Origin of the sequence: Pseudomonas corrugata, from assembly GCF_050920615.1 — a bacterium.
GTDB classification, from domain to species: domain Bacteria; phylum Pseudomonadota; class Gammaproteobacteria; order Pseudomonadales; family Pseudomonadaceae; genus Aquipseudomonas; species Aquipseudomonas corrugata.
In genome coordinates this window covers 4,597,486-4,622,261 of the sequence record NZ_CP130434.1, presented here as the reverse complement: position 1 = coordinate 4,622,261, position 24,776 = coordinate 4,597,486, and the positions used below count along the sequence as shown (strand labels likewise).

Sequence of the window (24,776 nt, the reverse complement as noted above, 5' to 3'; positions counted from 1 at the left end):
CAGATCCTACCCGAGATAAAAATCGGCCGCCAGCCACCCCCAAAATCTCCATCCCGTGGGGGAAATTAAATATTTTGCATATTCATAGGGTTAGGTGAAAAAAAGGTGTTGACACCCCTTCGGAATTCCGTAGAATGCCGCCTCACAGCAGGCACGTAGCTCAGTTGGTTAGAGCACCACCTTGACATGGTGGGGGTCGTTGGTTCGAGTCCAATCGCGCCTACCAAACAAAATCCGCTCTGCTGGGCGGTGTGAGGGGGAATCCGAAAGGGTTCCCCTTTTTCTTTGCCTAAGAAAACGTTCACAAATTATAGGCTTCGTTCACACAAGGCAATGTGAACGTAGATCCCTACTTCCCTCTGTTCACACTCAGAATTGTGAATGAATCCACTTAACCTATTGATACGTAAGGCCTTAGCCCTTTCTTGTCTAGGTGGTGGTACGTTCGCAAGCTCACTCCCTTGCCCGTTGTTCGTACCTCACAAGGGCAGGCTTTCTAACCAACTGAGCTACGTGCCTGCTGTGAGGCGGGTACGCCTGTAGGCCACGCTCAACACCCCAACGATCTGTGTTGAATCATGAACGCCATGGGCGACGCTGTAGGAATTCTGTGGGCGCTCGCTTGGTAGGGGTGGGCAGGGGGTTAGGGGGAGGGTGCTTATGTATGCAATGTGGCTCGTGAATTTCCGCTAGAAATTCAGCATTCGCTGATGAATGCAATTGAGGGCAGAGCACCCTGCCCTCAGCCAACCTTAAGCGTACTGCGTTAGCTTCCATGTTACTGCTTGGCCGCCGTATGGCGGGAAGCGATTCCCCTTCGCAATGGGTGCGGAGGTGCTCGGTGTGCCTACCACTGTCCAAACCCCGCTCTCTGGGCAGCTCTGTCCTGTGGTCCCTGTTGTTCCGATTGGTGCTTTAGCCATCTTCCTGCTCCTGTCAAAAATATGCGCAATCTCATGATCGGCAATTGAGCTTAGTCGATGATTTCATTTTGGTATCATGGGCGTGAAATATCCCATAAATTCTAGGGGAGGTACCTCTAATGAAATGGTTATCTGCGTCAATCCTTCTATCTGCGCTGATCCTCTCCTACGCAATTAGCCTGCCCTTTCGGGATTGTGTGTCTGGGTATATCACCCAAGCTAAGAGCTCTGAGGCGTCCGTACGAGCGTTAGCGGCAATGACATGTCAGGTGCAGAGAGGCTAGGTTTGACGGTTGTTAGAGGGTAGAGTATGTATGCGATTCATAGGCAAACGGGCCTAGCACACGCTTAACTGTACGTCTCAGAGAGTGAGGCGCTTCTAGGTCAGTAGCGTCATAGCGAACCTTGAATGGTGTAGTGGTGGTGTGAACGCTCTGAAGACCGAGCCGGCGGTTTGTAGACAGGCCGAGGTGCCACCCTCAGAGGTGGAGCGCTTACCCCTTCTGGCGTGGTTAGGAGGGCAGGTTTCTGGTAGCTGAACTATCAGGCACAGCAGGCGCTAGCCCCTGTGAAGAACGGCCAGTGTGGCAACGCATTGAGCACCCCCAGGGGGCACCTAGGAAACCCTAGGCTTAGGGCGGAACGCTCAGTTAGTTCTTGCTATGTTGTAAGAATGGATGGTGTTCGCAATGGATGATGATCGGGCACGCTTGGCCTCATTGATAAAAGTTACTGCATCCTTTCATCCCATTGGGTTGCTATGCAATGTGCTGATTGTTTCTGTCTTGATTGCAGCGATATGTATAGCAGTGTTCAAAGGCAAGATCATAGGTGCTGTCATTATGGTCGTTGTAGCGTTGTTAATCCGTTCTCTAACTCTGTCGCTACTCAGATTCTATATAGCTAGGAAGTATCGCTAATCTGGTCAGTAGCGTGAGGTGCCAATACACCCCCTCTGTCTTAATAAATAATTATTCTATTTTCTGCTTACAAGGCTCATTCGGATCACGTCCGCTTCCATTTCTTCAGCTAGACGCTTCTCGATAGCCACCTGACGCTCTACATCTGTTTTCCTTGGGCGTCCTACTGGTCTTGCGCTACCAGTTACCTTAAGCATCTCCTTAACAGCAGCAATGTTTCCGTTGACTAGCTCCTGTTTCAATATCTCAATGGACTTGTCATGCCAGTAAATTCTATGTTCCTCCTTCCATCCTTGTTCTTCAGCGTAAGTATCTAGAGTGAGCATGCTTACGCCTAGACGCTTCGCTAGGTCACAGTGTGAATTGGTCTCAATGTATTCGGTTTTGTCTTTATCTGTCAGGTTCATGGTGCTCTCTGTCTTGTATGCTGGATTGTTATTATTAAAGTCATTGAATAGCAGATGATATTTAGGGCTATGGCTAGAATGCTGTAATTCTGCATTATCTGTAAGATTAATAGATGAGTGTACTGGAGGCATAGCAGGAGAGTTAGGCGGTAGATCACGGTCTAATAGCAGGTGCTTCCTCAATGTCCTTAAGTCTGCATCGGGAAACATAACCTACGGCTTGAAGGGTGATGCGATGAGTAAGAGATATGTTGTATAGCGCTTGATGGTCATTGCGCTTAGCAATAATCTCCTGAGCTAAGCCCCTGCGAAGAATTATATTTTTGAAGGTAAAGGAAGTAATGCTAGGTATTCTAATGGTGTCTGTATCTAACATGTAGTTATCCAATGATAGGTGTGGTTCTAACGTCACTGCGTGACAGGAGCAAAAGCAAAAGCAAGAGCAAAAGCACGCCACGTAGTGGCATACGCATAAAGAAAGATCAAGAGCGGGAATGCTAAGGTACTCTGCTTTTGATTCTCTCTTTTAATGCGTGCTCTTTGTCGGCTGTGCCGACGTTGCTTTTGCTTTTGCTTTTGCATTTGATTTTACTGTTAAGTGTAAAGTGTCCACAATTCCTTAAAGATACTCTAAGAGAAAGTGGACAGTTCGAGCTGTCAGTTAGCAGTTAGAAGCCATTTGGATACAATACTTTTGCTAACATTCATGACTGATGCAATCTTCCTGAGAGAAAGACCTTCAGAGGATAGTGCTTTAGCAGTGAGAATATTATCTTCTAGCTTGCTTCGGGAGCGAGTGTTAGGTGCTGGTCGAGTAAGGTCTTTTAGGATTAGGTGATTGCCCCTAAGATCGAATGCTAGATGGCGTGCTGATTCCTCTGTAGGTACAAAGTGAACAGTAGGTCTATCATTGCTAAATGTCCTAATACTGCTGCGTGTTGCAGCTTGAAATATTAGTTCTCTATAGCGTTCATTGCGCAGGGCTTGCTTGCCTATTGCTGAAGAGATAGCCATTTTCTCTAGCATCTCAGAGTTGTTCTGGTCGTCAATAGGATTAGGGTTGCCGTGGATTAGTGACAGCGTATTGTGTACGTCTGAGTATCCATTCAATCCCCTCGCATCAAACGGAATACGTATTACATTAGGGTGATCCTCGAAAGGATACTTGCACCATTCATGAACCTGTACAAGGAGGGGTTCACCTTGTACGAATTCTATAGCGTCACGTAACAGCGAATGCCCATATACCTTATCGCTCCACTCTTCAGCTACAGCACCATCAGGAAGCGTAAGAAGCATGGTCTTGCTAACCTTACTACCACCAATCAATGGGTAGATGTAGCTCTCGAACTTATAGCGTTTGTATTCTGGTGTGAATTTAGACGTTGCAATGGTATAGCCCTTGGTGAGGGCATGCTGATAGGCAAGGGTGCCTGTGACGTTGGCTCCAAGGATGTGTGTTTCAGAGGCGTGCTCATATATCCTGCTTAAGTCAAAGTAGTCAATCACCCTGACTTGCCATTTCCATTTACTTTCCTTCTTGCTCAGATACTCCTTGATGAACACGTCTGCTTTGCCCCTGAGCAATGCTCCTAGGCAAGTGGTGATGGTTGACATCCCCTTGTCATCAATTACATCTGAATAGATAGCTCGTGCTTCCTTGGTCATTCCTTGCTTGATAGACGCTTTGGTCGAGACGCTATCAATCTCAATGAATTTCTCTAGGAAGTTTGTATAGGCGTGATCGCCAATATCTCGGGTGAGATTGTTAGCGACCGATGGGACCTCATCAATGACCACGATCCAATCTTGCAGGTAGCAAGGGTCAAGGTCTAATAAAGTCTTATGCGTGATGATAAGAACCTTAGGATCATCTTCTAGGAGCGTACATTCTACGGTGTCAGTGACATGCTTGTGAGTGTCACTATTGATTACGCAAATGTGATTAATACCGATTGCTTGGATGCGTCTAACGACATCCTTTGACAGTACCTTGGTAGGTACAGCATAGAGATAGCGTTTATAAGGGTCGGAATCTAGCTCTCTGATGAATTGCTCTGTCTTGCCTGTGCCCGGTGTAGCTTCTGCTACGTATATAACCCTTGACTCACTTGGGCTCAATCAGTTTTCCTTCTTTAAGTAGGTTGTCTACCAGTTTGATAATGTAGCTTGGGTGCGTGAAGTTACCTGTGAGCTCGCGAGGTGTTTTGTTCCCCTTGATGTTCAGGACTTGATAGTAGCCGTACTGGCTCATCCCATATTCCACAAATTTGTAGTCACGAATACCTGTGATAAGACGGTTTTTCTGTTCGATGCTGCAATCCATTGCTCCTAGCTCAGAGCGTCGCTCTTGTAGCGCTCGTTGCTCTGCTTCAGTCAGATAGGTGTTGCCCATTAGTTATTCCCCTGGTTGTAAGTTGCACGGATAGCCGCCATTAGCTCAGCTTGCTCTTTCATCGTAGCGCCTGTGAGCATGCTCTTAGATGTACCTGTAACGTTGCCTTGTTCATCACGCTGAAGAATTGATTTCTGAGACTGAGGTGCGAAGCCTTTGTATGCATTGTCAGCGTCCATTAGCTGACGTACAAGAGGATCACCCTTGTACATTTCATCAGCTATACGCTGTTTAGACTCTTTCCATTGTGAGAGAGCGTCCTTGGCAGAGCTAAGAGGTTTACCCTTTGGCTGAGGCGCTTCCTCTGTTAGTTGATAGCCCTGTTCAATCAGTTCCGTAAGAACTCCCATAGGAGTATTGCCAGTGCGACGGGCAAGCTCGTTAACGTCAGACATAGTTATGGTTTTCATAATGGTTCCTTAAGCTTCGATTACACGATATTGGTAGGTGGCATTGATATGGTCTGCTGATTTACGCCTTTCAATAAGTCCAACGCTCATTAAGTGCTTTGTTACGTAGTCAACGCTTCGGCGTGGTAGTGCAGTTGCGCTAGAGAATGAGCCTCTAGAAATTGTGGCCCACCCTGTATCATCCTCACCATTACGAATCATCAGATAGATAATCTTGCGAGGTAGTGTATTTAAAGCTTGATGCTGGACAGCAATAATCTCTTCCAGTGTGATAGTCATAATTTGATTCTCGGTCTGTTACATTGGTTATGGCGTTTCTTTCTTAGAGACAGGCACAGTCCCACCTTTTAATTAACTCAAGTGGTAGGTATTCATCAGGTGGAAAATTAACGCCTCTAATACATATACTGATTTTTGAGGGTGAAGGTCTACACACGCCTTGCAAATTATTTTCTAAGGGTAACTCTCAGTAGTCATCATCCCATTACCCAAAGTCGCCATAAGCCCCTATGAAGGGGCTATTAGGCTGCATGGCTATGTCGAGTGGGGTTTGTTGTGTATCGTCGCTCCTATGAGCTTACAGGGCGCTTAATCAATAAGATGAAGTACATCCTTAGCATTCAAGTGAGAGTACCTAGCTACAGACCTAGTGTCCCTGTGTCCCGACACAATCATTATCTGAGCGTTGTTAAACCCTTTCTTGGCTACGTTGGTAATGCGTGTATGTCTTAACTGGTGAAGCCTGACGCTATTGTCTAAGCCTGCTTTGTTCCTTGCCAATCTGACAGCCTGTGAGACGCTATGAGGCGTCACAGTGAACAGCCTTCCTTTGTGTGCTCTGTCTGCTAATGCGAGACGCTGAGCCTCTTTCAATAACTCTATGGCTCTAATGGTTAGGGGCACAGACCTAGTGCCGTTCTTACCATCAATCACATCCGCAATTCGATCCTCCAGGTGAAGGCAGTGAGTCGTGAGCTTGAGTATTTCTGACCGTCTCATCGCGGTTTCATAGGCAAGCTCAACAATGAGCGCCATGGTGGGGGATAGCTTGTTGAGCAATTGTCTAAGCTCGCCAGCACTGATTACCTTGTCGCTAGATTTATCTGGCTTGGGTAGGGCTATGTCACTTACGGGGTTGTGTATGTCGATTAGCAGGCCACGCTTAGCGAACCTGAAGAAACGGGACATGAACGCTAACTGGATACGACAGGTAGCAGGCTTGACCGTCTGTAGACGCTTCAGCTTGAAGTCATTGACTAGCTGAGGGGTGATGTCATGGATTGACTGAGGGAACGCAGCAAAGAGCTGGTCAACGATCTTGATTGCATGGCCATAGCTACCCTTACCCTTGAGTAGGGTTTCACAGTAGGTCATGCCCAAGGTGTAAATCGTATGGGTTTGGTGTTCCTTGGTGACGGCTTCAAGCTGGTGAGCCCATGCTTGAGCGAGTGCTTGAGTAGGGAAGGTTTTAGACTGGGCAGGTTTCCCTTTCAGGCGTACCTGAGCGTTCCAGTTTCCTGACGGTAAGGAGCGAATGTTAGCCATTGTTGACGCCTCATAATGTGAATGGGCGTTCTCTTAGGGCTTTACGCTTCGCGGCGTAGCGCCTAGTATGAGTGGCTCTTGACATGGTGGGGGTCGTTGGTTCGAGTCCAATCGCGCCTACCAAACAAAATCCGCTCTGCTGGGCGGTCTAGAAGGGCTCACCGAAAGGTGGGCCCTTTTTTGTTGTCTGCGATTTGCAAAACTTTTGCAAAACTCCCACCTCAGAACGCCAGCTCTGCTCGATGTGAAGCTCGGCACCTTCGAGTATCCAATGGACGGCATCGTCCCAACGTGCTCCACGCTGATCACAGGCAAGGGGCTGACCAAGCTTCAGGCAATGTGGCGGAGCAGGGAAGAGGACTTGCTGACCTAGCAAATGCAGAGAGCCCGGCCATACGCCGGGCTTTCGCAGGATAGGGGTGTTAAAGTCCTGCCCATTAGAGGGATGAATCCATGACGCAGGAAGAGCAAGCCATTTCTGAGCGTGCTGTGGTATTTGCAAAGCAAAACCGAACCCGTATCGCCCGGGATCTGGCCTGTTTGGAGACCTATTCGAGCGATGAGTACCCAGTCTCTGTGTTCATGGCTGGGTCGCCGGGCGCAGGGAAAACTGAGGTGTCCCGGGCGTTTATTGGAATGATGCAAGCCGGTGGATCGAAGGCGTTACGGATTGATCCTGATGATTTTAGAGTTTATTTTCCTGAGTACACGGGGCGAAACTCCAGTCTTTTCCAGCGCGGGGTAACGACCATTGTTGAGCGAACCCTGGATTTGGTTTACCAGCGACGTCAATCGTTCCTGCTGGATGGGACTCTTGCGAATCTTGAAGTGGCGCGCCGAAATATCTCGCGAGCCCTTGATAAAGAGAACAGGTCCGCCCAAGTAATCTACGTCTACCAGCGTCCTGAGCTTGCCTGGGAGTTTGTTCTCGCGAGAGAAAGGAAAGACGGAAGGAATATTCCTTGACCTGAGTTTGTCAGACAATTCTATGCTGCAAAGGTCTCTGTCTGTACTCTCAAGCGTGAGTTTCAGGATGCGTTGCAGGTGGATGTGATCATCAAGGACAACGATGGCGCGAACGGCGATATTGGCATTGGCCTTTCAGCTGACGAAATTGACGGGTTTATCAACCAGCCCTATGATCCCAACGAGCTTGAACGTATTTTGAACGGAGTATTCCCATGAAAGGCGAAAAGGCAGCAGGCGCTTCGACGAAGCCTCATGGTTCGTCGACAATGTCTGAATTTTTCCGCCACGGGTCCGCGGAAGAAAGGCGAGAGATTTATCATATGGCGGCTCGTGCGGCCATTGATGAGCAGAAGGACGTGATCCGCTCGTCGAAATCTGGCGAGTTTATGGCTGCAAAATGTAAATAATTCCATCTCCATCTCCATCTCCAAAGCCCGGCCTAGCGCCGGGCTTTTTGCATCTGGGCTCAAGGTTTTTCGGCGTTAGCCTTCTCTAGCAAGCCTGCGATGCCCTCCAAGAGCACCAAGTCCGACTCTCTGAGCCTTCCCTTCGCCGAGGCTCTGGCCAACTTCTCGATGACTGCTATCGCCTTGGGCGAAGCGCTTTGTTGCATTGCCTGATAGGCCGGTGACTGGTCCCGCACAACATCCTGGCGAGTGAACTCACCTTCCATGACGTTTGAGCCGTACCCACCTGAATAGACCAGTACACCTGGCGCTAGCCCGATCTTTTTCTCGAGAATTATCTCGCGGAAACTCAGCGCCGAGTCATTGTATGCGTCCGGCCAAGTCATCTACCCGGCCCCGCAAAGCCAGGACATGGTGTGCACTTAAATTTAAGTGCACACCAGTTCTAGCCTTTTAAGCGGGTATTTCATGCAGCCGACACGCCGTTCGTATTCCAAATCCTTCAAGGCCCGGGTCATTCAAGAGTGTGTCCAACCCGGCGCTTCGATTGCCAGCGTTGCCCTTAGCCATAGCCTCAACGCGAACCTCGTTCACAAATGGATTCGGGTGCAAGCGCAGAAAAGCACGGCGCTCCAACCTGCATTCATCCCGTTGCCTATACACGAAACAGCCCACGGATCCTCAGCGAATATCAGCATTGAGATTCTGCACCCACGCGGCACCGTCAAAGTGAACTGGCCAACCGATAATGCTGCTGCCTGTGCCGCATTCCTTCGAGACCTTTTACGATGATCCGCATCGACGCCATCTGGCTTGCCACCGAGCCCATGGACATGCGCGCCGGAACTGAAACGGCGCTGGCCAGAGTGACCGCGGTGTTCGGTGCGGCGAAGCCGCACTGCGCCTATCTGTTTGCCAATCGCCGTGCGACTCGGGTCAAAGTGCTGGTACATGATGGGATTGGCGTCTGGCTGGCGGCACGTCGCTTGAACCAAGGTAAATTCCATTGGCCAGGTGTTCGGCAAGGCAGTGAATTGCAGTTGGATACAGAGCAACTTCAGGCCCTTTTGCTTGGCCTGCCTCGGCGTTTTTCAAGGTAGTTGTCGCGTCACCGTCTAACTATGCTGCTCTTTTCTCGGCCTGCAGCTCTCGATCCGGATTCAGCAGCACCGTGCCTATCGGCTCCCAGTTCCGTGTTCGTCCAGACCAGCGTTCCGGGCTTTTCTTTCGGGCTTGCTCGTACAGTTCATGACGCTGAGCCAGGATCTGTTGATCCTGCCCTCGATGCCGCTCCGCCGGGGTCACGAAGCGGATCCGGCTATGCCGGTGTTCGTGGTTGTACCAACGCATGAAATCCCTGACCCAGATGCGTGCGGCGTCCAGGCTGGCAAAGCCATCTGCCGGCCATTGCGGGCAGTATTTCAACGTTCTAAACAGCGATTCCGAGTATGGATTGTCATTGCTCACACGCGGTCGGCCACGTGACGGTGTGATGCCCAGGTCATGCATCTTGCTCAACAGCGTCAGTGATTTCATCGGGGCACCATTGTCCGAGTGCAGTACCAGCGGTTCATGCAAACATTGCTCGCCGATCACGCTACGCTGCAGCAACGCAGCCGCCTTCTCACCGCTTTCCTCTTCGTAAACCTCCCAGCCCACGGCCTTGCGGCTGTAAATGTCCTCGATCAGGTACAAGTAGTAATACTTGCCACGCACCGGCGACGGCAGGTAGGTGATGTCCCACGACCACACCTGATTCGCCCCCTTGGCCGTGTGGGTCGTCGGTGCCGCATGCCGTCGCGGGCGCTGGCTACGACCTCGATGCTGTTGTTGACCCGCAGCCCGCAGCACCCGATAAAACGTGGCTTCCGATGCCAGATAGCGCTGTTGATCGGCCAGTCTCGGCACGATCTGACTCGGCGGCGTACGCCGGTGTGGTCGTTCGGGCGTCAGCCTGAATAGCCTCGGTTTCAGTCCAGCGCTGCAAGGTTCTGAGCGAGAGGCCGACTTCCTGGCAGGCCCTGATTTTCCGGGCTCCGGCCATTTGCGCTTCATTCAACCAGGTTACGAGTAACTGCCGCTCTGGCAAAGCCGTTAGCTGTCCTCGTTGTCGATCCCCCAGTAATCGTTGAGCTTTTTTCGCAGCACCAACAACGCGGCGGTTTCAGCCAGCGCCTTGTCTTTGCGGCGCAGTTCACGCTCAAGTTCCTGGATGCGTTTCTTGTCCTTACGGGCTTGTTCGCGATCGTCTTTTTGCTGGGCTTTTTCCGTCTTCTGGCCACTGATGAAGGCTTGCCTCCAGGCGCTGATTTGCTCGGGATACAGGCCTTTACGGCGGCAGTACTCACCCAGTTCAATCTCGGACAGGCCGGCGGCTTCAAGGACGACAGCAAACTTGATTTCGGCTGTCCAGTTCTGGGTCGATGAGGTGTTATCGGGCACTGCGTTTCCTTCAGAACCGACCTGCTTGCGCCAGTTCGACAAAGACATTTCGCTGACCCCTTCGCGCCGGGAAACCTCGGCCATCGACAGGTTGAGCGGAGGAAGCAGCATCTTGAGCAATGCGGCTTTGCGTTCAGGTGAATAGTACGGCACAAACAGTCTCTTTCCGCCCCCGATCTGCTTTTTCAGGAAAATTCGGAGAGGCGACAACTATCCTGACACCGGGGGCTTGTCCGCAACGCTATCAGGTCAAGACTGGCCATGCCCAATTTCTTCTGGCGTCTGTTGGAAAATCCCATAAGGCGCCCGATGGTCAGTCGCGTCGACCCGACTGGCTAGCCAATAACCTGTACATGATTTATATTTTTGTACAGGTTTTTGTAATGGGATGTAGGAAAAGTGACCCCCCTCGAAAAGCTGATTTCATGGCATGAAAGTTGGGCGCTGCGCAATCAGATCGTGAAATGCAAGAGCTGTGGCGCCGAGCAGTCCGAGAGCGATAGAGAGCTGGCGTTCGTTCATGAGCCGACCTGTCTGAATGCGAGATTCGCCACCAACCCCTGGCAGGCGTTGGACCAGGTGAGAGAGGCTTACTGGATACCGCCGAACACCGCGCCGGTGGATAAAGAAGTCAAGGTCGCTACTGTCATGCAGAAAATAGAGACAGACGACGAGATACAGGCCGATTAAAGGACAGTTCGGAAGCGTGGACTGCCCTTGATCCCTCATGATGCTCCCGGCTCGTAGTGGCGAAGTAATGATGCTAGATTCTGCGCGTTCAACGTGTGCGCTCATTTGCCCCACGGGAATACCTAACCTCTCTCAACCAATTCTGTGGATATGGACGTCAATGAACAAAACCAAGCTCTCGATTGCGCTGTCCTGCGCTGTTGCCATCGTGATGTTGAGTGGATGCGCTGCTTCTGTGAAAAGCGGCGGAACTGAGACACTGGTCATCCAGGAATCAGCCAAGCAGAACCTGGTCGTCAACTTCCAGGGAAACAGCAAGGTTGAACAGAACGAGGACTGGTCTCGCCTGAAGCAAGAATGGAGTGACGCCCTGCAAGCGGAAGCGACTCGCGCGGGCTACCACCTTGCCGAAGCCCAGCCGACAAGCCTCGACGGCAAAGACGGTGTGGGCATTAAAATCAACGTGAGCAATTTCCGTTACCTGACCCCAGGCGCACGCTACGGAGCTGGTGTCATGGTAGGCAATGCGTGGGTCAACTCCCGCGCAGATTATTCGGACTTGAAATCAGGCCATCTGATCGGCACACGGACCTATGACACGACATCGTCTGCTTGGGAGGGCGTCATGTCGGCCATGACCCAAAAGCAGGTTCAGGCTATTTCTCAGCAAATCATCAGTGACATCAAGAGTGCGAAAGCCAAGTAAGAAGATCCTGGCTTAGCGTGTCGACAGTTGGATCGGGCGTCGATCTCATGCCTTTTGCTGTGAAGCTTTGGAAAATGGATAGAAAGCACGCCCTGAGGAAGGGTTGATCAATGCCAAAAAAATATCAGGAAAGCAAAGCAGTGACTGCTGCTGACATTGAGCGCTCTATCCAGGCACTGAACAAAATGGCTGAACGCCTCTGGGGCGATGGTCGGGAAACTGAGGCGAAAGCGTTGCTCGATGCTTTGGATGCTTTAAATAGAGCGCTCGACCGGATCAGGATTGGAGAGAACCGCAGGGTGCTTCATTGACGGGAAGAGCAGGCCGCAACGCTTAATGCCATTCAGTTAAGCCACAAACCTGTGGGAGCAAAGCTTGCTCGCGATAACGACAGACCAGTCAACGTTGCTGCTGACTGACTGACCGCAGTTGCGAGCAAGCTTTGCTCCCACAGGCTTTGCGCCGTTTGATCCTTAACTTCAGAAACACCACACTAGGGCTCCGCTGGCCTCAGATAGGGCTCGATAAATCCACAGCCAAGGATCTCGTTCAGGCGTTGCGCATCGTTCATTCGGCGAAACAGCCCAATCGTCTTCCACGGCGCGTGACCATCTACATTGGGCGCTCCCAATCCGGCCAACAGGTCGGCGATCAGTATTGATCGGGTCTCGAAAGATATGCGTGTCAGCCCGGTGCTATTGCCGACGCCGGCATGGGCATGAGCCCCGGAAAAGGCAATCAGGCTCCCCGGAGCGATATCGACGGCAATCCCTTCCTGCGGGCTGATCGCTTCCAGTAAATGCGGAATGGCTTCGTCGGCATCCACGGCATTGCGCCCGTCTCGATGGGATCGCTGCAAAATGGCGCGCATATCGAAATCTGCGCTCGAATTACCGAGCGGTCGCTGCCAGAGGCCTGGATACAAGGCGACGGTACGCCCTGCCGCGATGGGATAGATGGGCGCCCACCAGTTGGTTTGTGCATAGATATTCGACCCCCAGGTATCGCGGTGAAACGCGATGGTGGCCGTCGGACGGGCACGCAGCGTCGACTGCCCTGGCTCGCAATGCGGCTGAAAACGCAAATGCAAGCGATCGCACGCCAAGGTATCGGGGGCGATGCCAAGGCTTTGCACGACGTCCTGCCAGCGCTGCTGGACCTCAGTCGAGCCTGCAAAGTCGTTCTGAATTTTCACAAAGCGCTCAATCTGCTCAGGGTGACTCAGATGGCTATGGATTTGTTGCGGCGACCAGGGATGCAGCGCGTCTTCGAGTAACGCTCGCGTATATTCCACCAGCGCCGTCATGGGCTGCAGGTCAGCAAAGCGAATGATCTCGCCAGCATAGATCCGGTCATGCAATTGGCGAGCGGTGCTCGGTATGGCAAGCGAGCTGTACATGACTGGAAGTCCCCTGAAGATGCGCCCCCTGACTTTAGATCCACGCCGATTGTGGCGAAAGTGGCAGGTGGGGCGAAAAAGATCGGATCAGGCCCTGGGGACGTGAACAACAGGCGACCTTCAAGCCATGAATAAGGCGCTCATGGCAGTACTTGGCAGGCAGTTAACGGCCGAGGCTGTATCCCAGAACAACCAGCAAGTGCTGCGGCAAAAAATAACGAAAGTGACGATCCGCATGACCATGTCCTTATGTGCTCGATAACTCAAAAAAAAACCGACACGATGGCCGGGTTTTTCGTGCACCCCTGTATGCGCAGGAGTGGCGGGATGGATGGTGGCTCATTGGCTTGCCGGGGACAAGCAGCTTTTAACTCGTTCAATCCCGCCGCAGGCAACAGCGCCCGGGTCTTGAACGGGGGCGGTCCATTCGTTGTGTAGCCTCACTTGCAGCACGTCCCCGTCTTAGCTCACCTTGGGAAAGCACCTTATCTATCTATACTCAGCGCTCCCGCCCGAGCATCGATCGGGCACCTTCACGGACGAGGAGAATAGACATGGCTTCCAGCAGCACACTCGCTCCAAAAGATGAAAGCGGAATTGTCAGCGCTCTCAATGGCGTCGTCACGAAAACCGATGTGATTGCGAATGCGATAAGAACCGGTAGGCACATCAATGTGACGTTGGTCCGAGGAGGGAGTGCCGCAGGCTGCGGGGCTGCAGTCACTACCAAGAGCGCGGGAGGGGAGCCGGCCAATGCGGCGTGTGGGGCACCGACCGTGCAACAAATGATCAGTCAGGTGGGTGGCTCTCAGCCAGGGATACCTCAGGAGAAGTTGCCGGAGTTCACTTCAGTTGCGGCTAACTCCGCAAAATGGGCGCGGCGCGGTGGATGGCTTCTGGTGGAAATCAATACGAGTTATCTCATCGCTGGAGATGCTGGAGAATGCGGTTGGGTGTGCCTGAAGAACGCGCCTTTGGTTTCAGCGATTTATATTCCCCATCCTACTGCTGTGTCTGCGCCTGGAGGAAAAGCGCTGCCTAATGCCGACTGATGCCTCCCCCGATCAAAAAAACGCTGTCGTTTTACGCCGAGCATCGACCAGCGATCTAGAAGATCTGGTAGCCATTCGGATTGAGGCCATGCGCGAAAGCCTGGAACGGCTTGGGCGATTTGATCCTGATCGCGCCCGCCAACGGTTTCTTGAGAGTTTCGACGCCAGCAATACACGCCGCATAGAAGTATCAGGTGCTCTGGTCGGTTTTGTCGTTGTCAAAGACCGTCAGAGCGAGTTTCTGCTTGACCACTTGTATGTAATACCGAGCGCTCAAGGAGCCGGGATAGGCACTGAAGTTCTCACTCGGATCTTCAAAGAAGCAGATGAGATCGGGCGATCGATCAGGGTTGGCGCTCTCAAGGAAAGCGCCTCAAATCGTTTTTACATTCGCCACGGTTTCGTATTCGTCGAAAGTAGCGAATTTGATAATTATTATGTCCGAGCCAACAGTAAAGCCGTTCGTTTGGACCATTAGACGAGTCTCGATACAGCGACCGGTCAGACAGGAGGCGTCCTCAGCGGCGCGTGTCTAGCCACTGGTCCGCCACATCACCCATCGTCGATGGCTCGCCACTTTTAATCCAGGCCATGAAGGCGCGATCGAACTTGAATGCGCCGCCGCACTCGTCGGTGAGGAACTGGCGTACCTTCTGCGTATTTCGGTAGTTCTTGTCGATAAGTGTGGAGCGAGTGATAGGTCCTGAATGCCAATCGAAAGCCATGATCATTCCTTTGATGGATACCGGTCCGTCCCGGCGTTCCATTGAAAATAGCATCTAGGCGCAACGTTTTCGAACAACTCCATTGCCAAGACGATGCGTGCGTGCAGAGCCTTGGATCAAGCCTGAGCACCCAATGTTCAGCCCCTGGCCTGTTCCACCAACCACCCACTAAAAACCCGCACCGCCGCCTGCCGCTCCCGCCCCGGCACGCACACCACGCTATACCGTGCCCCCGGCAGACGCACCTCAGGGCGATAGCCAACCAATTGCCCCCGCGCAAGCGCTTCGGCAACCAGCACATTACTGGCGAGCACCAGCCCATACCCGGCGATGGCGGCCTGCAGCGCATGTTGTTCCTCGTCATAACGTCGCAAGCGCGCGTTATCCAGCCAGCTCTGGGTGCCTGCCGCGGTACACCAGGCAAGCCAGTCGACCGCGGTGCTTGAGTGGCTCAACCAAGGTACGTCGATCAGCTCGACAGGTGAGTTCTTTACGGGCGGTTGCCAGTCCGGGCGGCAATAGACGCCGAAGTACTCATCCAACAACGGCTGTTCGATCAGCTGTGGCTCTGGAATGAACAAGGCGCGGATCGCCAAGTCGATGCTTGCGTCACGCTGCAGGTCTACCACGTCGCTGCTGCTGTGCAGGCGGACGTCGATATCCGGGTACAACCGATGAAAATCCCCAAGCCGGGGTATCAGCCACAGGCTGGCGAACGCCGGCGTGGTGCTCACCACCAGCGACTGCGCAGTACAAGGTGGCGACAGCATCTGCAAGCCGTGTTGGATATCGAGCAGGGCTCGGTGGATGTGCGGGTGAAGGCGCTTGCCGTCGGCGCTCAGGCGCACGTTCTGGCTGGAGCGTTCGAACAGTTGCACGCTAAGGAAGGCCTCAAGGCTTTTGACCTGATGAGAGATCGCCGCCGGGGTGATGTTCAGTTCCTGGGCCGCTGCCTTGAAACTGCCTAGCCTTGCGGCAGACTCGAAGCCGCGCAGGGCGGTGAGGGGCAGTTTGGCGAACATGGGGATGGATGACTCAGGTTGAGCGTGGCTCAATTTAGCTCAATTGTGCGTGGGCGCTCAACTCGCCAGGCTTTGGTCTTCTCACGCCAATTCGAGAGAGCCACGATGCAAGGCACCCCCCGCAAGATTCTCCAGGCGATTCTCTACGAGGCTGGCGGCGTGCTGTTCGTGGCGCCGGCCCTGGCGCTCACCTACGATCAAGGTCTGGTCTATTCAACCCAACTGTCATTGCTGATTTCTGCCGTCGCGCTGGCCTGGAACATGCTGTTCAACGGCCTGTTCGAATGGTGGGAGCGCCGCCAGTACCATCGCCATCGCAGTTGGCGACGACGCTTGCTTCACTCCTTGGGATTCGAGGGCGGATTGACGCTGATTCTGACTCCCGTGATTGGGGAGTGGCTGGGTATCAGCCTTTGGCTGGCATTGATCACTAACCTGGGGCTGTTTGCGTTATTCTTTTTCTATTCGCTGGTTTTTCAATGGGGGTTTGATCGAGTGTTCGATGTACCGCTGTCGGCCCAGCCCGATCAGAACGCTGCGTCCAGTGCCAATACGCCCTGAGCCTGATGGGAGTCTTGGCTTGTCCGCTCTCAGTGATACTGCTAGTTTCACTGCATGACTTTCTATTGCCTCACCTCGACGACCACCACCACGACCGCTGAAAGCGGAGCGTGCGAGGTGTCGTGAACGATCAGTAGACGAACTTCAAAGGCCCGCCAGCGATGGACAGGGCCTTTTTTATCGCCTTGTGTCGGTGGCTCAAACGCAAGGAGATGCACCCATGTACGCACTGCTGATACTTGATGTCCAGGTTGGACTTGTCCATGGCCTGGAAAAGCCATGGCGCTGCGAGGCGTTGTTGAAAACCATCAACGTCCTGATGACGAAGGCACGCCGGGCTGGCGCTCCTGTTTTTCTGGCTCGGCACATCGGGCCTGCGGGTTCTCCCATTGAAGCAGGCAGCCCGCTGACGAACATTGCGCAAGAACTGGAACTGCAGGGTACAGAAGTGGTGTTTGAGAAGCGGCGGCCTAATGCTTTCGAGAAGACCGACCTGATGGGTGAGCTGCGGTCTCGCGGTGTGACGGGTGTAGTGGTCACTGGTATGAAGACTCAATATTGCGTAGACAGCACTTGTCGGGCTGCCCGCGATCTTGGCTTCGATGCCGTACTCGTCGCCGATGGTCATACCACTTCGGATTCACCTGTAATGAGCGCTGAGGACATCGTGGCTCATCACAATGCGACGCTGGATGGGCCGTTCTGCCAACTGGTTCCGGCAGAGGAGTGGGACTTCCAGTAGCGTGGCGGCCAAGTACCGGAGAGGTGGACGGACTGCGCAATTAATCCGTACCTCTTCCGGTCCCTCTGGCAAATTGGGAAGATTGCTCGACACCCTGCCGTATTTTTGGAATTCTCAATATGAAGCTTTTTCTGGGCGCGATAATCGTCGTGCTCTTGGCGGGATGTGCGACGTTTTCCGAAACCTTTAGTGATCACCCACGTTGCGGCGCTCATCCCTACTGCGGAACCTCCACGGATATCGAGCTGATCAAGGTTACGACGGATGAAAGCGCTGGCGTCTTTCGTGCATTGGCGCCGCTGGCGGTCATTGATCTGATGTTCAGTGTGGTCGCCGATACGGTGTTCCTGCCGTATACCGCATTTAATTGACCGGGTTGAAAATCCAGGAAGCATGGCCGTGAGAAACAGATTTATAGCGGGTGCGTTTTTTCTGCTGATAGCCATGACTGTTCAATCTGCCTACAGCAGTGGGGGAGACGAGTCCGAAGAGAACGCATCGTTGCTCTGCAAGATGCTGGATGGCCTGGATGCGTTGACCCAGGCCTCCGAGTTCTCGGCCAAGCAACGTACGGTCAATATCGTCATAGATGGTTCTTCAGAGGACGCCAACAAACTCTGCCCGGAGATCCTGGCTCTCGTCGAACAGAACGAGTTGGTCTTTGACCAAGGCTGGACTGTGGAAATCATCTCCTCCAACCCGGACTATGCCGTCATTGGAGCTTGTCCGTTGTCGTGAGGGGGACGTCATAGAAGTTGTATGCGGTTCCTGTTTATGATTTAAAGGAGCGGCTGCAAGTCGAGCATTGCGTAGCATCATAGAAACCGCGCCTGGAAGGCGCCGACCGAGAGAGGCGGATTGTCTCCAGGTATCTCAAAAGGATTTCAGCTATGAATCTGTCTCTTCAAGACATCGCACCTGACCAAGTCGACGCGCTTAAAACACAGTCTCAAGCGGCTTACGACGTAGAAGTCAAACGGCTGCAAGATCAGAACGTGCATCCTCACTCCCTGGCTGGGTGCGGATCCCGACAGGGCATTTGTGGCTACTTCCGCTTCGAAAGTGGCGACAGCATTGACGGGTCCCACACCGAAACGATTCAGATCACGGCTTTGCCCGCCATGATCGGCCCAGATGCGCCTCAACAAGGCATCCGGGTGCGATTTTCAGGCCAGGCGACCGGCACGGGCACCCATTTGAATACCTCCAATCTGTACCTGTTGGGTACGGCGCCTGATGCCCTGAATCTCATCGGGGTCCAGTTGACACTACAGCTGTCGATAAGCGCTGGCTCAATCAAGGTGTACATCTTCGAAGGGACCCGCTTGCAGGCCGTGCTGGTCAATCCCCAGCAGTCCCCACCTGATTTCGACGGAGAGTTCTCCGGTAGCGGCGTCGGTACGTTCACGCAGGCGTGATGTAGTTCGGGCCCAGGGCCCTGGCGCATAAGCCAGGGCTTTCTTGGCACCTGTTCCTCGCTATCCCTTCGCATCTCCGGCAAAAGCCGTCAGGTACTCAGCAGCCTTCCGATATTTTTCAACCCGCTCCAGATCATTCTGGCTCGGGCTGTCTATCCGTGACAAATCACTGTTTTCCGCAAGGTCGGCCAGCTTCACCCGACGCGCCAGGGGATCACGGCCAGCCCTTTCGATGAAGGCCTGATAGGTCTCGCCTTCGCGCTTGGTGAGGGAGTCGATGGCGGCCAGAATCGCCTCGCTGAAACCTTCGCTGCGCAGCTCTGCGAGCGTCACGCGGGTGTCTTCGACCACGTCATGCAGCACCGCTACAATACGTTCGTCATGATGCGACAGGCGCAACATGACTTTCAGCGGGTGCAGGATGTAAGGCGAGCCACCCTTATCGGTTTGCCCTTCATGGGCCCGGGCGGAGATCGCTATGGCTTTCTCAAGCGTACTCATGCCACCTCACTCGTTCTCCAGGGATGCTCGACGCGGGGACTGATCGACCGCATGGCAATCTTAGCGTCAGACAAGCGTCTTCGATATGAACGCGTTCACCGAAGCATGAGGTTATCGAATAGAGCCTCTTCGAATTATGTGCTTTTCGGAAGTTGTCTTCGGCTCGCATACTTGTTTCTTTCAAGCCGATTCTGAACGAGGCGCAGTCTTGTCAAACGTTGAACCTGCTCTGCATGAGTTGAAGCGCGAGTACATCTACGACGGCTTCAGGCAGTTGATGCCGATCTCGCTGTTCGTCGTCGTATTCGGGGTCGCTTTCGGCCTGGCCGCTGCGCAAACGGGCTTGAGTGATACGTCGGCGGTACTCATGAGCACGCTGGTTTTTGCCGGCGCTTCACAATTTGCCGCGCTGGATCTGTGGGGTGAACAGGTGCCCGTGGTGCCGTTGATCATCACCGTGTTCGCCATCAACGCCCGTCATCTGTTGATGGGCGCGACGCTCTACCCGTGGCTGCGGGAGTTGCCGATGGCCAAGCGCTACGGTGTGATGCTGGTGGTCTCGGATGCCAACTGGGCCATGGCGATGCAGGCGTTCAACGCTGGCAAACCGGGGTTCGGGTTGTTGTTCGGGGGCGGTATTGCGCTGTGGGCTGCCTGGATCCTGGGCAGTTGGCTGGGCCTGCATTTCGGCAGCGCCATCCAGAATCCCGTCAGTTTCGGACTCGACATGGTGATGGGGTGTTTCCTGCTGGCGATGGTGGTCGGCGGCAAGAAGAACCTGCGCATGTTCATCGTCTGGACCGTCGCGGCCTGCTCTTCGCTAATGGCTTACTGGTACTTGCCGGCTAACAGTCATGTCGTCGTGGGAGCTTTGGCCGGAGGGCTGTTGGGCGCGTTGTGGATGGAGAAAAAACAATGAATATCACAACGACGGGGTCTGGCACGCTGGTGATCATCCTGATCATGGCGCTCGTGACATTGGCGACTCGCTGGGGCGGGGTCTTCGTGATGTCGTTCGTACCGATCAACTATCGGGTGCAGCAGTTCATCACCGCCATGTCGGGCTCGGTACTGGTGGCGGTCCTGGCGCCGATGGCGGTCAAGGGAGATAACGGCGCACGCCTGGCGTTGCTCACCACGGCAGTTGTCATGCTGACCCTGAAGAAACCGTTGCCGGCCATTGCGGCGGGTATCCTTGCAGCGGCGTTGGTGAGGCAGTTCTGATATGCAAATCGCCCGCTTTCAGGCAGGCGATCAATCCATGTCATTAGGTCAGAAGCTCAGGGCTACGACTTCCCCGAATGAACGTTCCGGTACGCCAGCCATGAAGTGCAGCGGCATCTGCTGTTTCGCCTCTATCGGCGTAATTTCCAGACTGCCGACCACCTGAATGTGAAGCTCACTCAGCCGTATCGATTCCTCTTCCTTTGCCTTTGCCATTCTCGCGTGGTTCGCTGCGATTTCATTGAGAGTTGACACGGTACATCTCCAGTGGCCGACCAAGCGTGATTGAGTTGCCGCAGCGCCAGAATCTCGTCTTCCTGGCTGCTACGGCGATTGCTGCAAACCCCAAGCCAGACGTGGCCGAGCAAGGTCGGCCAGGTCTGGCAGGCGACGAATGGATTCGTACACCTGTGATGCTCAACCATGCCTCAACAATAAGTCATTAATAATGCATTTCATGTCATTGCAGCGAGCCGATACCCCGGCGGTGCCCGTCGAGGTGAACGTCGCTCCTATTGCGGGACGTTACTCAGTGGGTATTCGCGCCGAAGTGTGTTGATCGAGGCCTCGGGCTTCGATAGGCCACTACCACCCCGAGGCCGATCAGGCCGGTCGCCAACGCCAGCAGCAGAATCACTTTCTGCAATCCGATCGGTGCCGCCAGCAGCGCGACCAACAGGCCCGCCAGCGGTTGTGAAAGGTTGTTGAGCAGCGTGATTACGCCGACGGTCTTGCCGAAGTCCTGGGGCGGAATGACTTGCTGGCGGGTGCTGCGCATGTAGACGTTGAACATTTTGTCGAAGCCGACGACTAGCAGGAAACCCACCACGTAACCCCAGGCGTTCGGGCTGAGGGCGGTGAGGAAGGCTCCTGTGGCGATCAGCGTGTAGGACAGGATACCCAGCCACTTCAAGGGCAGCGTGAACCGTGCCAGGAGGAACAGGATGACGATGGTGGTCATGGCGCCGGCTGCCTGCAACCCGGCGTAATAGTCCTTGCCGGCGCTGTACTGGCCGATGACCATGGCCGCCGACGTGGCGAGGGTGACGCCAATGATCAGATTGACGCCCACCGCCAGGCTGATGATCTTCTTCAGTTCCGCCAGGTTGCGTATATGGCTGAAAGCGATGCGTAGCGGGTTCAGCCAGAGGTCCTGATGTTGCTCGAAGGTTTCCAGGGTGACCGAGCTGGTGCGCTGCCAGTACCGCATGGCCAGGTCCGCTGACAGAAACAGCGCGGAAATCGCCACTACCACCCAATGCCATGCCCACACGTCGAGCATCAGCGCGGCGAGCAGCGGGCCCAGTACCAGCCCGCCCTGGTCGGCGATCTGCGAGTAGGACAGGGTCTTGGTATAGGTGTAGTGCTTGAAGATGTGCGGCATCACCACTTCGCGGGCCATGATGCCCTGGGTGGTCAGCACGCCGCACACGGCCGAGAGGGCGATGATCCAGTAGAGGCCGCCAAAGATGCCGTAGAGTGCCGTGGCGACGGCGCATGCCACGGCGCGGTAGACCTGGCTGATGTGCAGGATACGGATGGGCGGGAACTTGTCGCACAACGCGCCGCAGATCGGGAACGACAAATAGCGCGGCAGGGATTCAACGAAGAAAGCCAAGCCCGCCCAGGAGACGCTGTTGGTGGTCTGGAACACAATCAACGGGACGATAAACAGCAAGATCTGGTCGGCCAGCCGGGAGAGGAACAATGAGGTGAAGAAGGCCAGGTAATCCTTGCGCATGGAGCTCCTTGATAACGTTCGTTGCCTCAGCGGCGGGGGAGGTGATGTGGAACTAATATCATCCCCAGCGTCCATATGTGCAGGGACCTTCCCTTTTTAGTGAGAACCATCATGCTCAAATCGCGTTCGTTGATTGCAGTGGTTACCTGCTTCGCCTTGGTGGCGGGGCCTGAAATTGTCGTCGCGGATCCGGGGAACGGCAAGGGAAACGCCCAGTTCGACCAGGGGCCAGGTCACGGGCAGGGCAAAGGAGGACAAGGCAACAAGGGCGGTCAAGGCAACTATGGTAACCAGGGTGGCAAGGGCAACGCTCACGGCGGTGGCGGTGGCGGCGACTGGCACAACGGGCCGAGTATCGACCGGGGCGGTATTATCGGTGTGATCGGCGGTTATCGTGATTATTGGAGCCCCGGTCCGGCCCTGCCACCGGGCATCCAGAAAAACCTCGCCCGGGGCAAGCCGATGCCGCCGGGCATCGCCAAGAAGCTGGACGGACGCCTGTTGGGACGCTTGCCGCACTACGATGGCTACGAGTGGCGGCAGGTGGGCACTGACCTGATTCTGGTGGCGATCGCCACTGGCATCATCTATGAAGTGCTGAACGGCGCGTTCGATTGAGACTCGGTCGAACCCGGCGTAGCAGCCTGTTGGCAGGCTGCTACGCCCTCAGTTTTCCACCTGCCGCAGGCGTTTGTACAAGGTATTGCGGCTGACCCCGAGCCGACGGGCCAAGTGCGAGATGTTTCCGCCGACTGCCTGCAATTGGCGGTTCAGGTCTTCGGCATCGTTCAAGTCCACTGACAACGGCTCCGGTGCGTCCACCGGGTCCATCTCCAGGTCCACGAAGAAATCATCCGGCAGGTGTTCCGGGCGGATCGGCTGTTCTTCGGCCATCGCCAGGGCCACTTGCAGCACGCTGCTGACTTGTCGCAGGTTACCCGGCCACGGATGACGCTCGAACAGTTCCTGCACCTCGCGGCTCAGGCCGGCCCATTGGGTTGGCTCGCGATGATGTTCCCAGAGACGTTTGAACAGGGCTTGTTTGTCGCTGCGTTCGCGCAGGGGCGGAAGTTCCAGGGTCAGGCCGCCGATGCGGTAGTACAGATCTTCGCGGAAACGGCCCAGCTGCACTTGCTCGCGCAACGATCGGTTGGTGGCGGAGATGATGCGGATGTCCACCGGGAACAGCTCGGCGCTGCCCACCGGTTGCACGCAACGCTCCTGCAACACCCGCAGCAGGCGGGCCTGGGTCGGCAGGGGCATGTCGCCGATTTCGTCGAGGAACAATGTGCCGCGGTCGGCCTTGCGGATCAGGCCGATGCTGCCCTTCTGGTTGGCGCCGGTGAAGGCGCCTTTTTCGTAACCGAACAATTCCGATTCCACCAGCTCGGCCGGGATCGCCGCGCAGTTGACCGCAATGAATGGCTGCTGGCAACGGGAACTGGCCTGGTGCAGGGCCTTGACGAACACTTCCTTGCCGACGCCGGTCTCACCGTGGATCAACAGCGGAATGTCCTTTTCCAGCAAGCGTTCGGCCTGGCGCACGGCCTTTTCCACGCGGCTGTCACCAAAGTGCAGAGTATTGAGGCTGATGACGTGGCTGGCGGGAGCCGGGGTGGGCGAGGGGACTGGTTCGGTGAAGATGCGTGGCTTGATCGATACCTGGTTCGGGCGCTTGAGCATGCACTGGAAACGATTGCGCCCGGCTGCTTGCAGGGAGAATGGCAGGCCGTCGGGCTGGTTCAGCAGTTCCAGCAGCGAGACTTTGAACAAGCTTTCGATACTGACCCGCGACAGGCTCAGACCCAGCAGGTTATCGGCCCGGCGGTTGGCGGAAAGTATCTGGCCGCTCTCATCGAAAATCAGCAGGCCGGCCCATTGGCTGTCGAGGTTGTTCAATCCTGTGTTGAAGATCAATTGGAAGTGTTCACCGCGGAACAGGTTGAGAATCAGCCGGTTTTCCACGGTCTGGCTCATCATCTTGACCATGCCCAGGGTGTGGGAGGGCGGCAGGTAGCTGTCGCTGGACACGTCCAGTACGGCGATGACCTTGCGCTCGGCATCGAAGATCGGCGCGGCGGAACCGGTCATGAAGCGGTTGGCCTTGAGGAAGTGTTCATCGTGTTCAATGTGCACTGCCTGCTCACAGGCCAGTGCGGTGCCGATGGCGTTGGTGCCGGTGCAACGCTCCATCCAGCTAGCCCCGGCGCTGAACCCGTGGGCCAGTTTCGGTTCGATGAAACGCTGGGTGCCCCAGGAGGTGAGCACTTGGCCCTGATTGTCGGCCAGCATGATCAGGCAATTGGAGTTGCTGAGGATGTTCTCGTAGTACGGCAGGACTTCCTGGTGAGTGGTTTGCACCAGGGAATGCTGGCTTTCCAGCAATTGGGCAATGCCTTCGGCGGGCAATGGGTCGAAGGCCGGCGCGCTCTGGTGATTCAGGCCAAAGGCACGGCAGCGGGACCAGGAGGCCTGGATGATGGCGTCGTGGGACAAGGCAGGAGCTGGTGCGGCCATGGGGCACTCTCGCAGAAGCTGTTTTTATTGTTGTGGTGAGTTTCGCACAGACTCCTTGTG

The 24,776-nt window shown here is 54.6% G+C and carries 30 protein-coding genes, 1 tRNA gene and 2 pseudogenes; 18 read left to right on the top strand and 15 right to left on the bottom strand.

Annotation, left to right across the window (positions count from 1 at the left end; all coding sequences use genetic code 11):
* Positions 1 to 149: 149 nt before the first annotated feature.
* Positions 150 to 226, top strand: a tRNA-Val gene (locus QZH45_RS20315).
* Between the two features lie 1,673 nt (positions 227 to 1,899).
* On the opposite strand, the gene QZH45_RS20310 is transcribed toward QZH45_RS20315, so the two are convergent.
* From QZH45_RS20310 to QZH45_RS20285, 6 genes are all read right to left on the bottom strand, one after another.
* Entirely contained in the window at positions 1,900 to 2,250 is a 351-nt protein-coding gene (locus QZH45_RS20310; protein WP_432783486.1) for a hypothetical protein, read from the bottom strand.
* 657 nt (positions 2,251 to 2,907) lie between these two features.
* Positions 2,908 to 4,371 carry a DEAD/DEAH box helicase family protein gene (locus tag QZH45_RS20305; RefSeq protein WP_432783485.1) on the bottom strand — a complete coding sequence of 488 codons (1,464 nt, stop codon included), beginning with the start codon at positions 4,369 to 4,371 and terminating at the stop codon, positions 2,908 to 2,910.
* Complete coding sequence (locus tag QZH45_RS20300; protein WP_039012673.1) at positions 4,358 to 4,645, bottom strand: hypothetical protein; 288 nt, start codon at positions 4,643 to 4,645, stop codon at positions 4,358 to 4,360. The genes QZH45_RS20305 and QZH45_RS20300 overlap by 14 nt, the downstream gene beginning before the upstream one ends.
* Entirely contained in the window at positions 4,645 to 5,055 is a 411-nt protein-coding gene (locus tag QZH45_RS20295) for a hypothetical protein (protein WP_039012671.1), read from the bottom strand. Before QZH45_RS20295 ends, QZH45_RS20300 begins: the two co-directional genes overlap by 1 nt.
* Before the next feature lie 9 nt (positions 5,056 to 5,064).
* Positions 5,065 to 5,334, bottom strand: coding sequence for a hypothetical protein (locus tag QZH45_RS20290; RefSeq protein WP_079302031.1), 270 nt, complete (start codon positions 5,332 to 5,334; stop codon positions 5,065 to 5,067).
* A 309-nt stretch (positions 5,335 to 5,643) separates the two neighbouring features.
* Positions 5,644 to 6,600 carry a tyrosine-type recombinase/integrase gene (locus tag QZH45_RS20285; protein WP_039012669.1) on the bottom strand — a complete coding sequence of 319 codons (957 nt, stop codon included), beginning with the start codon at positions 6,598 to 6,600 and terminating at the stop codon, positions 5,644 to 5,646.
* Positions 6,601 to 7,053: 453 nt separating this feature from the next.
* On the opposite strand from QZH45_RS20285, the pseudogene QZH45_RS20280 reads away from it, so the two are divergent.
* Together QZH45_RS20280 and QZH45_RS20275 are read left to right on the top strand one after the other, a co-directional pair.
* A pseudogene (locus QZH45_RS20280) lies at positions 7,054 to 7,785 on the top strand (zeta toxin family protein).
* Entirely contained in the window at positions 7,782 to 7,976 is a 195-nt protein-coding gene (locus tag QZH45_RS20275; protein ID WP_024776658.1) for a hypothetical protein, read from the top strand. The pseudogene QZH45_RS20280 and the gene QZH45_RS20275 overlap by 4 nt, the downstream one beginning before the upstream one ends.
* A 59-nt stretch (positions 7,977 to 8,035) precedes the next feature.
* On the opposite strand, the gene QZH45_RS20270 is transcribed toward QZH45_RS20275, so the two are convergent.
* A complete protein-coding gene (locus tag QZH45_RS20270; RefSeq protein WP_231995020.1) occupies positions 8,036 to 8,362 on the bottom strand; it encodes a hypothetical protein in 327 nt (108 codons plus the stop codon).
* Positions 8,363 to 8,444: 82 nt separating this feature from the next.
* Between QZH45_RS20270 and tnpA the strand changes: the two genes are divergently transcribed.
* Both tnpA and tnpB read left to right on the top strand, forming a co-directional pair.
* Positions 8,445 to 8,768, top strand: a complete 324-nt coding sequence (tnpA, locus tag QZH45_RS20265) for an IS66-like element accessory protein TnpA (RefSeq protein WP_011600737.1) — start codon at positions 8,445 to 8,447, stop codon at positions 8,766 to 8,768.
* Positions 8,765 to 9,076 (top strand): IS66 family insertion sequence element accessory protein TnpB, encoded by a 312-nt coding sequence (gene tnpB, locus QZH45_RS20260; protein ID WP_053194366.1) that lies wholly within the window; start codon positions 8,765 to 8,767, stop codon positions 9,074 to 9,076. Before tnpA ends, tnpB begins: the two co-directional genes overlap by 4 nt.
* Before the next feature lie 19 nt (positions 9,077 to 9,095).
* Here the strand turns inward: tnpB and QZH45_RS20255 are convergent.
* Positions 9,096 to 10,529: pseudogene (locus QZH45_RS20255) on the bottom strand (IS3 family transposase).
* A gap of 288 nt (positions 10,530 to 10,817) precedes the next feature.
* Between QZH45_RS20255 and QZH45_RS20250 the strand changes: the two are divergent.
* From QZH45_RS20250 to QZH45_RS20240, 3 genes are all read left to right on the top strand, one after another.
* A complete protein-coding gene (locus QZH45_RS20250; protein WP_053194323.1) occupies positions 10,818 to 11,108 on the top strand; it encodes a hypothetical protein in 291 nt (96 codons plus the stop codon).
* A 160-nt stretch (positions 11,109 to 11,268) separates the two neighbouring features.
* Positions 11,269 to 11,814, top strand: a complete 546-nt coding sequence (locus QZH45_RS20245) for a DUF4410 domain-containing protein (protein ID WP_053194322.1) — start codon at positions 11,269 to 11,271, stop codon at positions 11,812 to 11,814.
* Positions 11,815 to 11,924: 110 nt separating this feature from the next.
* Entirely contained in the window at positions 11,925 to 12,125 is a 201-nt protein-coding gene (locus tag QZH45_RS20240; protein WP_024776436.1) for a hypothetical protein, read from the top strand.
* A gap of 182 nt (positions 12,126 to 12,307) precedes the next feature.
* On the opposite strand, the gene QZH45_RS20235 is transcribed toward QZH45_RS20240, so the two are convergent.
* Positions 12,308 to 13,213, bottom strand: a complete 906-nt coding sequence (locus QZH45_RS20235; RefSeq protein WP_055135376.1) for a hypothetical protein — start codon at positions 13,211 to 13,213, stop codon at positions 12,308 to 12,310.
* 554 nt (positions 13,214 to 13,767) lie between these two features.
* On the opposite strand from QZH45_RS20235, the gene QZH45_RS20230 reads away from it, so the two are divergent.
* Both QZH45_RS20230 and QZH45_RS20225 read left to right on the top strand, forming a co-directional pair.
* A complete protein-coding gene (locus QZH45_RS20230; protein ID WP_055135377.1) occupies positions 13,768 to 14,265 on the top strand; it encodes a hypothetical protein in 498 nt (165 codons plus the stop codon).
* On the top strand, positions 14,255 to 14,743 hold the full coding sequence (locus tag QZH45_RS20225) for a GNAT family N-acetyltransferase (RefSeq protein ID WP_055135378.1): 489 nt from the start codon (positions 14,255 to 14,257) through the stop codon (positions 14,741 to 14,743). Before QZH45_RS20230 ends, QZH45_RS20225 begins: the two co-directional genes overlap by 11 nt.
* 40 nt (positions 14,744 to 14,783) lie before the next feature.
* Here QZH45_RS20225 and QZH45_RS20220 read toward each other — a convergent pair whose 3' ends face one another.
* Entirely contained in the window at positions 14,784 to 14,990 is a 207-nt protein-coding gene (locus QZH45_RS20220; protein ID WP_055135388.1) for a DUF6434 domain-containing protein, read from the bottom strand.
* A gap of 137 nt (positions 14,991 to 15,127) precedes the next feature.
* Positions 15,128 to 16,012, bottom strand: coding sequence for a LysR substrate-binding domain-containing protein (locus QZH45_RS20215; protein ID WP_055135379.1), 885 nt, complete (start codon positions 16,010 to 16,012; stop codon positions 15,128 to 15,130).
* A gap of 105 nt (positions 16,013 to 16,117) precedes the next feature.
* On the opposite strand from QZH45_RS20215, the gene QZH45_RS20210 reads away from it, so the two are divergent.
* The 5 genes from QZH45_RS20210 (at position 16,118) to QZH45_RS20190 (ending at position 18,733) form a co-directional block, all read left to right on the top strand.
* A complete protein-coding gene (locus tag QZH45_RS20210; RefSeq protein ID WP_055135380.1) occupies positions 16,118 to 16,573 on the top strand; it encodes a PACE efflux transporter in 456 nt (151 codons plus the stop codon).
* 220 nt (positions 16,574 to 16,793) lie between these two features.
* Positions 16,794 to 17,315 carry a cysteine hydrolase family protein gene (locus QZH45_RS20205; protein ID WP_055135381.1) on the top strand — a complete coding sequence of 174 codons (522 nt, stop codon included), beginning with the start codon at positions 16,794 to 16,796 and terminating at the stop codon, positions 17,313 to 17,315.
* A gap of 119 nt (positions 17,316 to 17,434) precedes the next feature.
* Positions 17,435 to 17,686 carry a YceK/YidQ family lipoprotein gene (locus QZH45_RS20200; protein WP_053194318.1) on the top strand — a complete coding sequence of 84 codons (252 nt, stop codon included), beginning with the start codon at positions 17,435 to 17,437 and terminating at the stop codon, positions 17,684 to 17,686.
* A gap of 73 nt (positions 17,687 to 17,759) precedes the next feature.
* Complete coding sequence (locus QZH45_RS20195) at positions 17,760 to 18,053, top strand: hypothetical protein (RefSeq protein ID WP_231995021.1); 294 nt, start codon at positions 17,760 to 17,762, stop codon at positions 18,051 to 18,053.
* A gap of 152 nt (positions 18,054 to 18,205) precedes the next feature.
* Positions 18,206 to 18,733, top strand: a complete 528-nt coding sequence (locus tag QZH45_RS20190) for a hypothetical protein (protein ID WP_055135382.1) — start codon at positions 18,206 to 18,208, stop codon at positions 18,731 to 18,733.
* A 60-nt stretch (positions 18,734 to 18,793) separates the two neighbouring features.
* On the opposite strand, the gene QZH45_RS20185 is transcribed toward QZH45_RS20190, so the two are convergent.
* Positions 18,794 to 19,234 (bottom strand): HD domain-containing protein, encoded by a 441-nt coding sequence (locus QZH45_RS20185; RefSeq protein ID WP_024776445.1) that lies wholly within the window; start codon positions 19,232 to 19,234, stop codon positions 18,794 to 18,796.
* Positions 19,235 to 19,442: 208 nt separating this feature from the next.
* Here QZH45_RS20185 and QZH45_RS20180 point away from each other — a divergent pair, with 208 nt between their 5' ends.
* Together QZH45_RS20180 and QZH45_RS20175 are read left to right on the top strand one after the other, a co-directional pair.
* On the top strand, positions 19,443 to 20,153 hold the full coding sequence (locus tag QZH45_RS20180; RefSeq protein WP_024776446.1) for an AzlC family ABC transporter permease: 711 nt from the start codon (positions 19,443 to 19,445) through the stop codon (positions 20,151 to 20,153).
* The gene (locus QZH45_RS20175; protein WP_024776447.1) at positions 20,150 to 20,458 is read left to right on the top strand and encodes an AzlD family protein; all 309 of its coding nucleotides are present in this window, start codon (positions 20,150 to 20,152) and stop codon (positions 20,456 to 20,458) included. The genes QZH45_RS20180 and QZH45_RS20175 overlap by 4 nt, the downstream gene beginning before the upstream one ends.
* Positions 20,459 to 20,506: 48 nt before the next feature.
* On the opposite strand, the gene QZH45_RS20170 is transcribed toward QZH45_RS20175, so the two are convergent.
* Complete coding sequence (locus tag QZH45_RS20170; RefSeq protein ID WP_024776448.1) at positions 20,507 to 20,713, bottom strand: hypothetical protein; 207 nt, start codon at positions 20,711 to 20,713, stop codon at positions 20,507 to 20,509.
* 274 nt (positions 20,714 to 20,987) lie between these two features.
* Positions 20,988 to 22,199, bottom strand: a complete 1,212-nt coding sequence (locus QZH45_RS20165) for an MFS transporter (protein ID WP_055135383.1) — start codon at positions 22,197 to 22,199, stop codon at positions 20,988 to 20,990.
* 111 nt (positions 22,200 to 22,310) lie between these two features.
* On the opposite strand from QZH45_RS20165, the gene QZH45_RS20160 reads away from it, so the two are divergent.
* Positions 22,311 to 22,817, top strand: a complete 507-nt coding sequence (locus QZH45_RS20160; protein ID WP_069018290.1) for an anti-virulence regulator CigR family protein — start codon at positions 22,311 to 22,313, stop codon at positions 22,815 to 22,817.
* A 48-nt stretch (positions 22,818 to 22,865) separates the two neighbouring features.
* Here QZH45_RS20160 and QZH45_RS20155 read toward each other — a convergent pair whose 3' ends face one another.
* On the bottom strand, positions 22,866 to 24,716 hold the full coding sequence (locus QZH45_RS20155) for a sigma-54-dependent Fis family transcriptional regulator (protein ID WP_024776450.1): 1,851 nt from the start codon (positions 24,714 to 24,716) through the stop codon (positions 22,866 to 22,868).
* Between the last annotated feature and the right edge of the window lie 60 nt (positions 24,717 to 24,776).

Coding starts and splice junctions, on each gene's coding strand:
- QZH45_RS20160 (WP_069018290.1), top strand. CDS start 22,311: ATGCTCAAATCGCGTTCGTTGATTGCAGTGGTTACCTGCTTCGCCTTG.
- QZH45_RS20295 (WP_039012671.1), bottom strand. CDS start 5,055: ATGAAAACCATAACTATGTCTGACGTTAACGAGCTTGCCCGTCGCACT.
- QZH45_RS20200 (WP_053194318.1), top strand. CDS start 17,435: ATGAAGCTTTTTCTGGGCGCGATAATCGTCGTGCTCTTGGCGGGATGT.
- QZH45_RS20270 (WP_231995020.1), bottom strand. CDS start 8,362: ATGACTTGGCCGGACGCATACAATGACTCGGCGCTGAGTTTCCGCGAG.
- tnpA (WP_011600737.1), top strand. CDS start 8,445: ATGCAGCCGACACGCCGTTCGTATTCCAAATCCTTCAAGGCCCGGGTC.
- QZH45_RS20210 (WP_055135380.1), top strand. CDS start 16,118: ATGCAAGGCACCCCCCGCAAGATTCTCCAGGCGATTCTCTACGAGGCT.
- QZH45_RS20245 (WP_053194322.1), top strand. CDS start 11,269: ATGAACAAAACCAAGCTCTCGATTGCGCTGTCCTGCGCTGTTGCCATC.
- QZH45_RS20190 (WP_055135382.1), top strand. CDS start 18,206: ATGAATCTGTCTCTTCAAGACATCGCACCTGACCAAGTCGACGCGCTT.
- QZH45_RS20205 (WP_055135381.1), top strand. CDS start 16,794: ATGTACGCACTGCTGATACTTGATGTCCAGGTTGGACTTGTCCATGGC.
- QZH45_RS20155 (WP_024776450.1), bottom strand. CDS start 24,716: ATGGCCGCACCAGCTCCTGCCTTGTCCCACGACGCCATCATCCAGGCC.
- QZH45_RS20285 (WP_039012669.1), bottom strand. CDS start 6,600: ATGGCTAACATTCGCTCCTTACCGTCAGGAAACTGGAACGCTCAGGTA.
- QZH45_RS20185 (WP_024776445.1), bottom strand. CDS start 19,234: ATGAGTACGCTTGAGAAAGCCATAGCGATCTCCGCCCGGGCCCATGAA.
- QZH45_RS20300 (WP_039012673.1), bottom strand. CDS start 4,645: ATGGGCAACACCTATCTGACTGAAGCAGAGCAACGAGCGCTACAAGAG.
- QZH45_RS20235 (WP_055135376.1), bottom strand. CDS start 13,213: ATGTACAGCTCGCTTGCCATACCGAGCACCGCTCGCCAATTGCATGAC.
- QZH45_RS20195 (WP_231995021.1), top strand. CDS start 17,760: ATGACTGTTCAATCTGCCTACAGCAGTGGGGGAGACGAGTCCGAAGAG.
- QZH45_RS20220 (WP_055135388.1), bottom strand. CDS start 14,990: ATGGCTTTCGATTGGCATTCAGGACCTATCACTCGCTCCACACTTATC.
- QZH45_RS20290 (WP_079302031.1), bottom strand. CDS start 5,334: ATGACTATCACACTGGAAGAGATTATTGCTGTCCAGCATCAAGCTTTA.
- QZH45_RS20225 (WP_055135378.1), top strand. CDS start 14,255: ATGCCGACTGATGCCTCCCCCGATCAAAAAAACGCTGTCGTTTTACGC.
- QZH45_RS20175 (WP_024776447.1), top strand. CDS start 20,150: ATGAATATCACAACGACGGGGTCTGGCACGCTGGTGATCATCCTGATC.
- QZH45_RS20215 (WP_055135379.1), bottom strand. CDS start 16,012: ATGTTCGCCAAACTGCCCCTCACCGCCCTGCGCGGCTTCGAGTCTGCC.
- QZH45_RS20275 (WP_024776658.1), top strand. CDS start 7,782: ATGAAAGGCGAAAAGGCAGCAGGCGCTTCGACGAAGCCTCATGGTTCG.
- QZH45_RS20230 (WP_055135377.1), top strand. CDS start 13,768: ATGGCTTCCAGCAGCACACTCGCTCCAAAAGATGAAAGCGGAATTGTC.
- tnpB (WP_053194366.1), top strand. CDS start 8,765: ATGATCCGCATCGACGCCATCTGGCTTGCCACCGAGCCCATGGACATG.
- QZH45_RS20310 (WP_432783486.1), bottom strand. CDS start 2,250: ATGAACCTGACAGATAAAGACAAAACCGAATACATTGAGACCAATTCA.
- QZH45_RS20165 (WP_055135383.1), bottom strand. CDS start 22,199: ATGCGCAAGGATTACCTGGCCTTCTTCACCTCATTGTTCCTCTCCCGG.
- QZH45_RS20240 (WP_024776436.1), top strand. CDS start 11,925: ATGCCAAAAAAATATCAGGAAAGCAAAGCAGTGACTGCTGCTGACATT.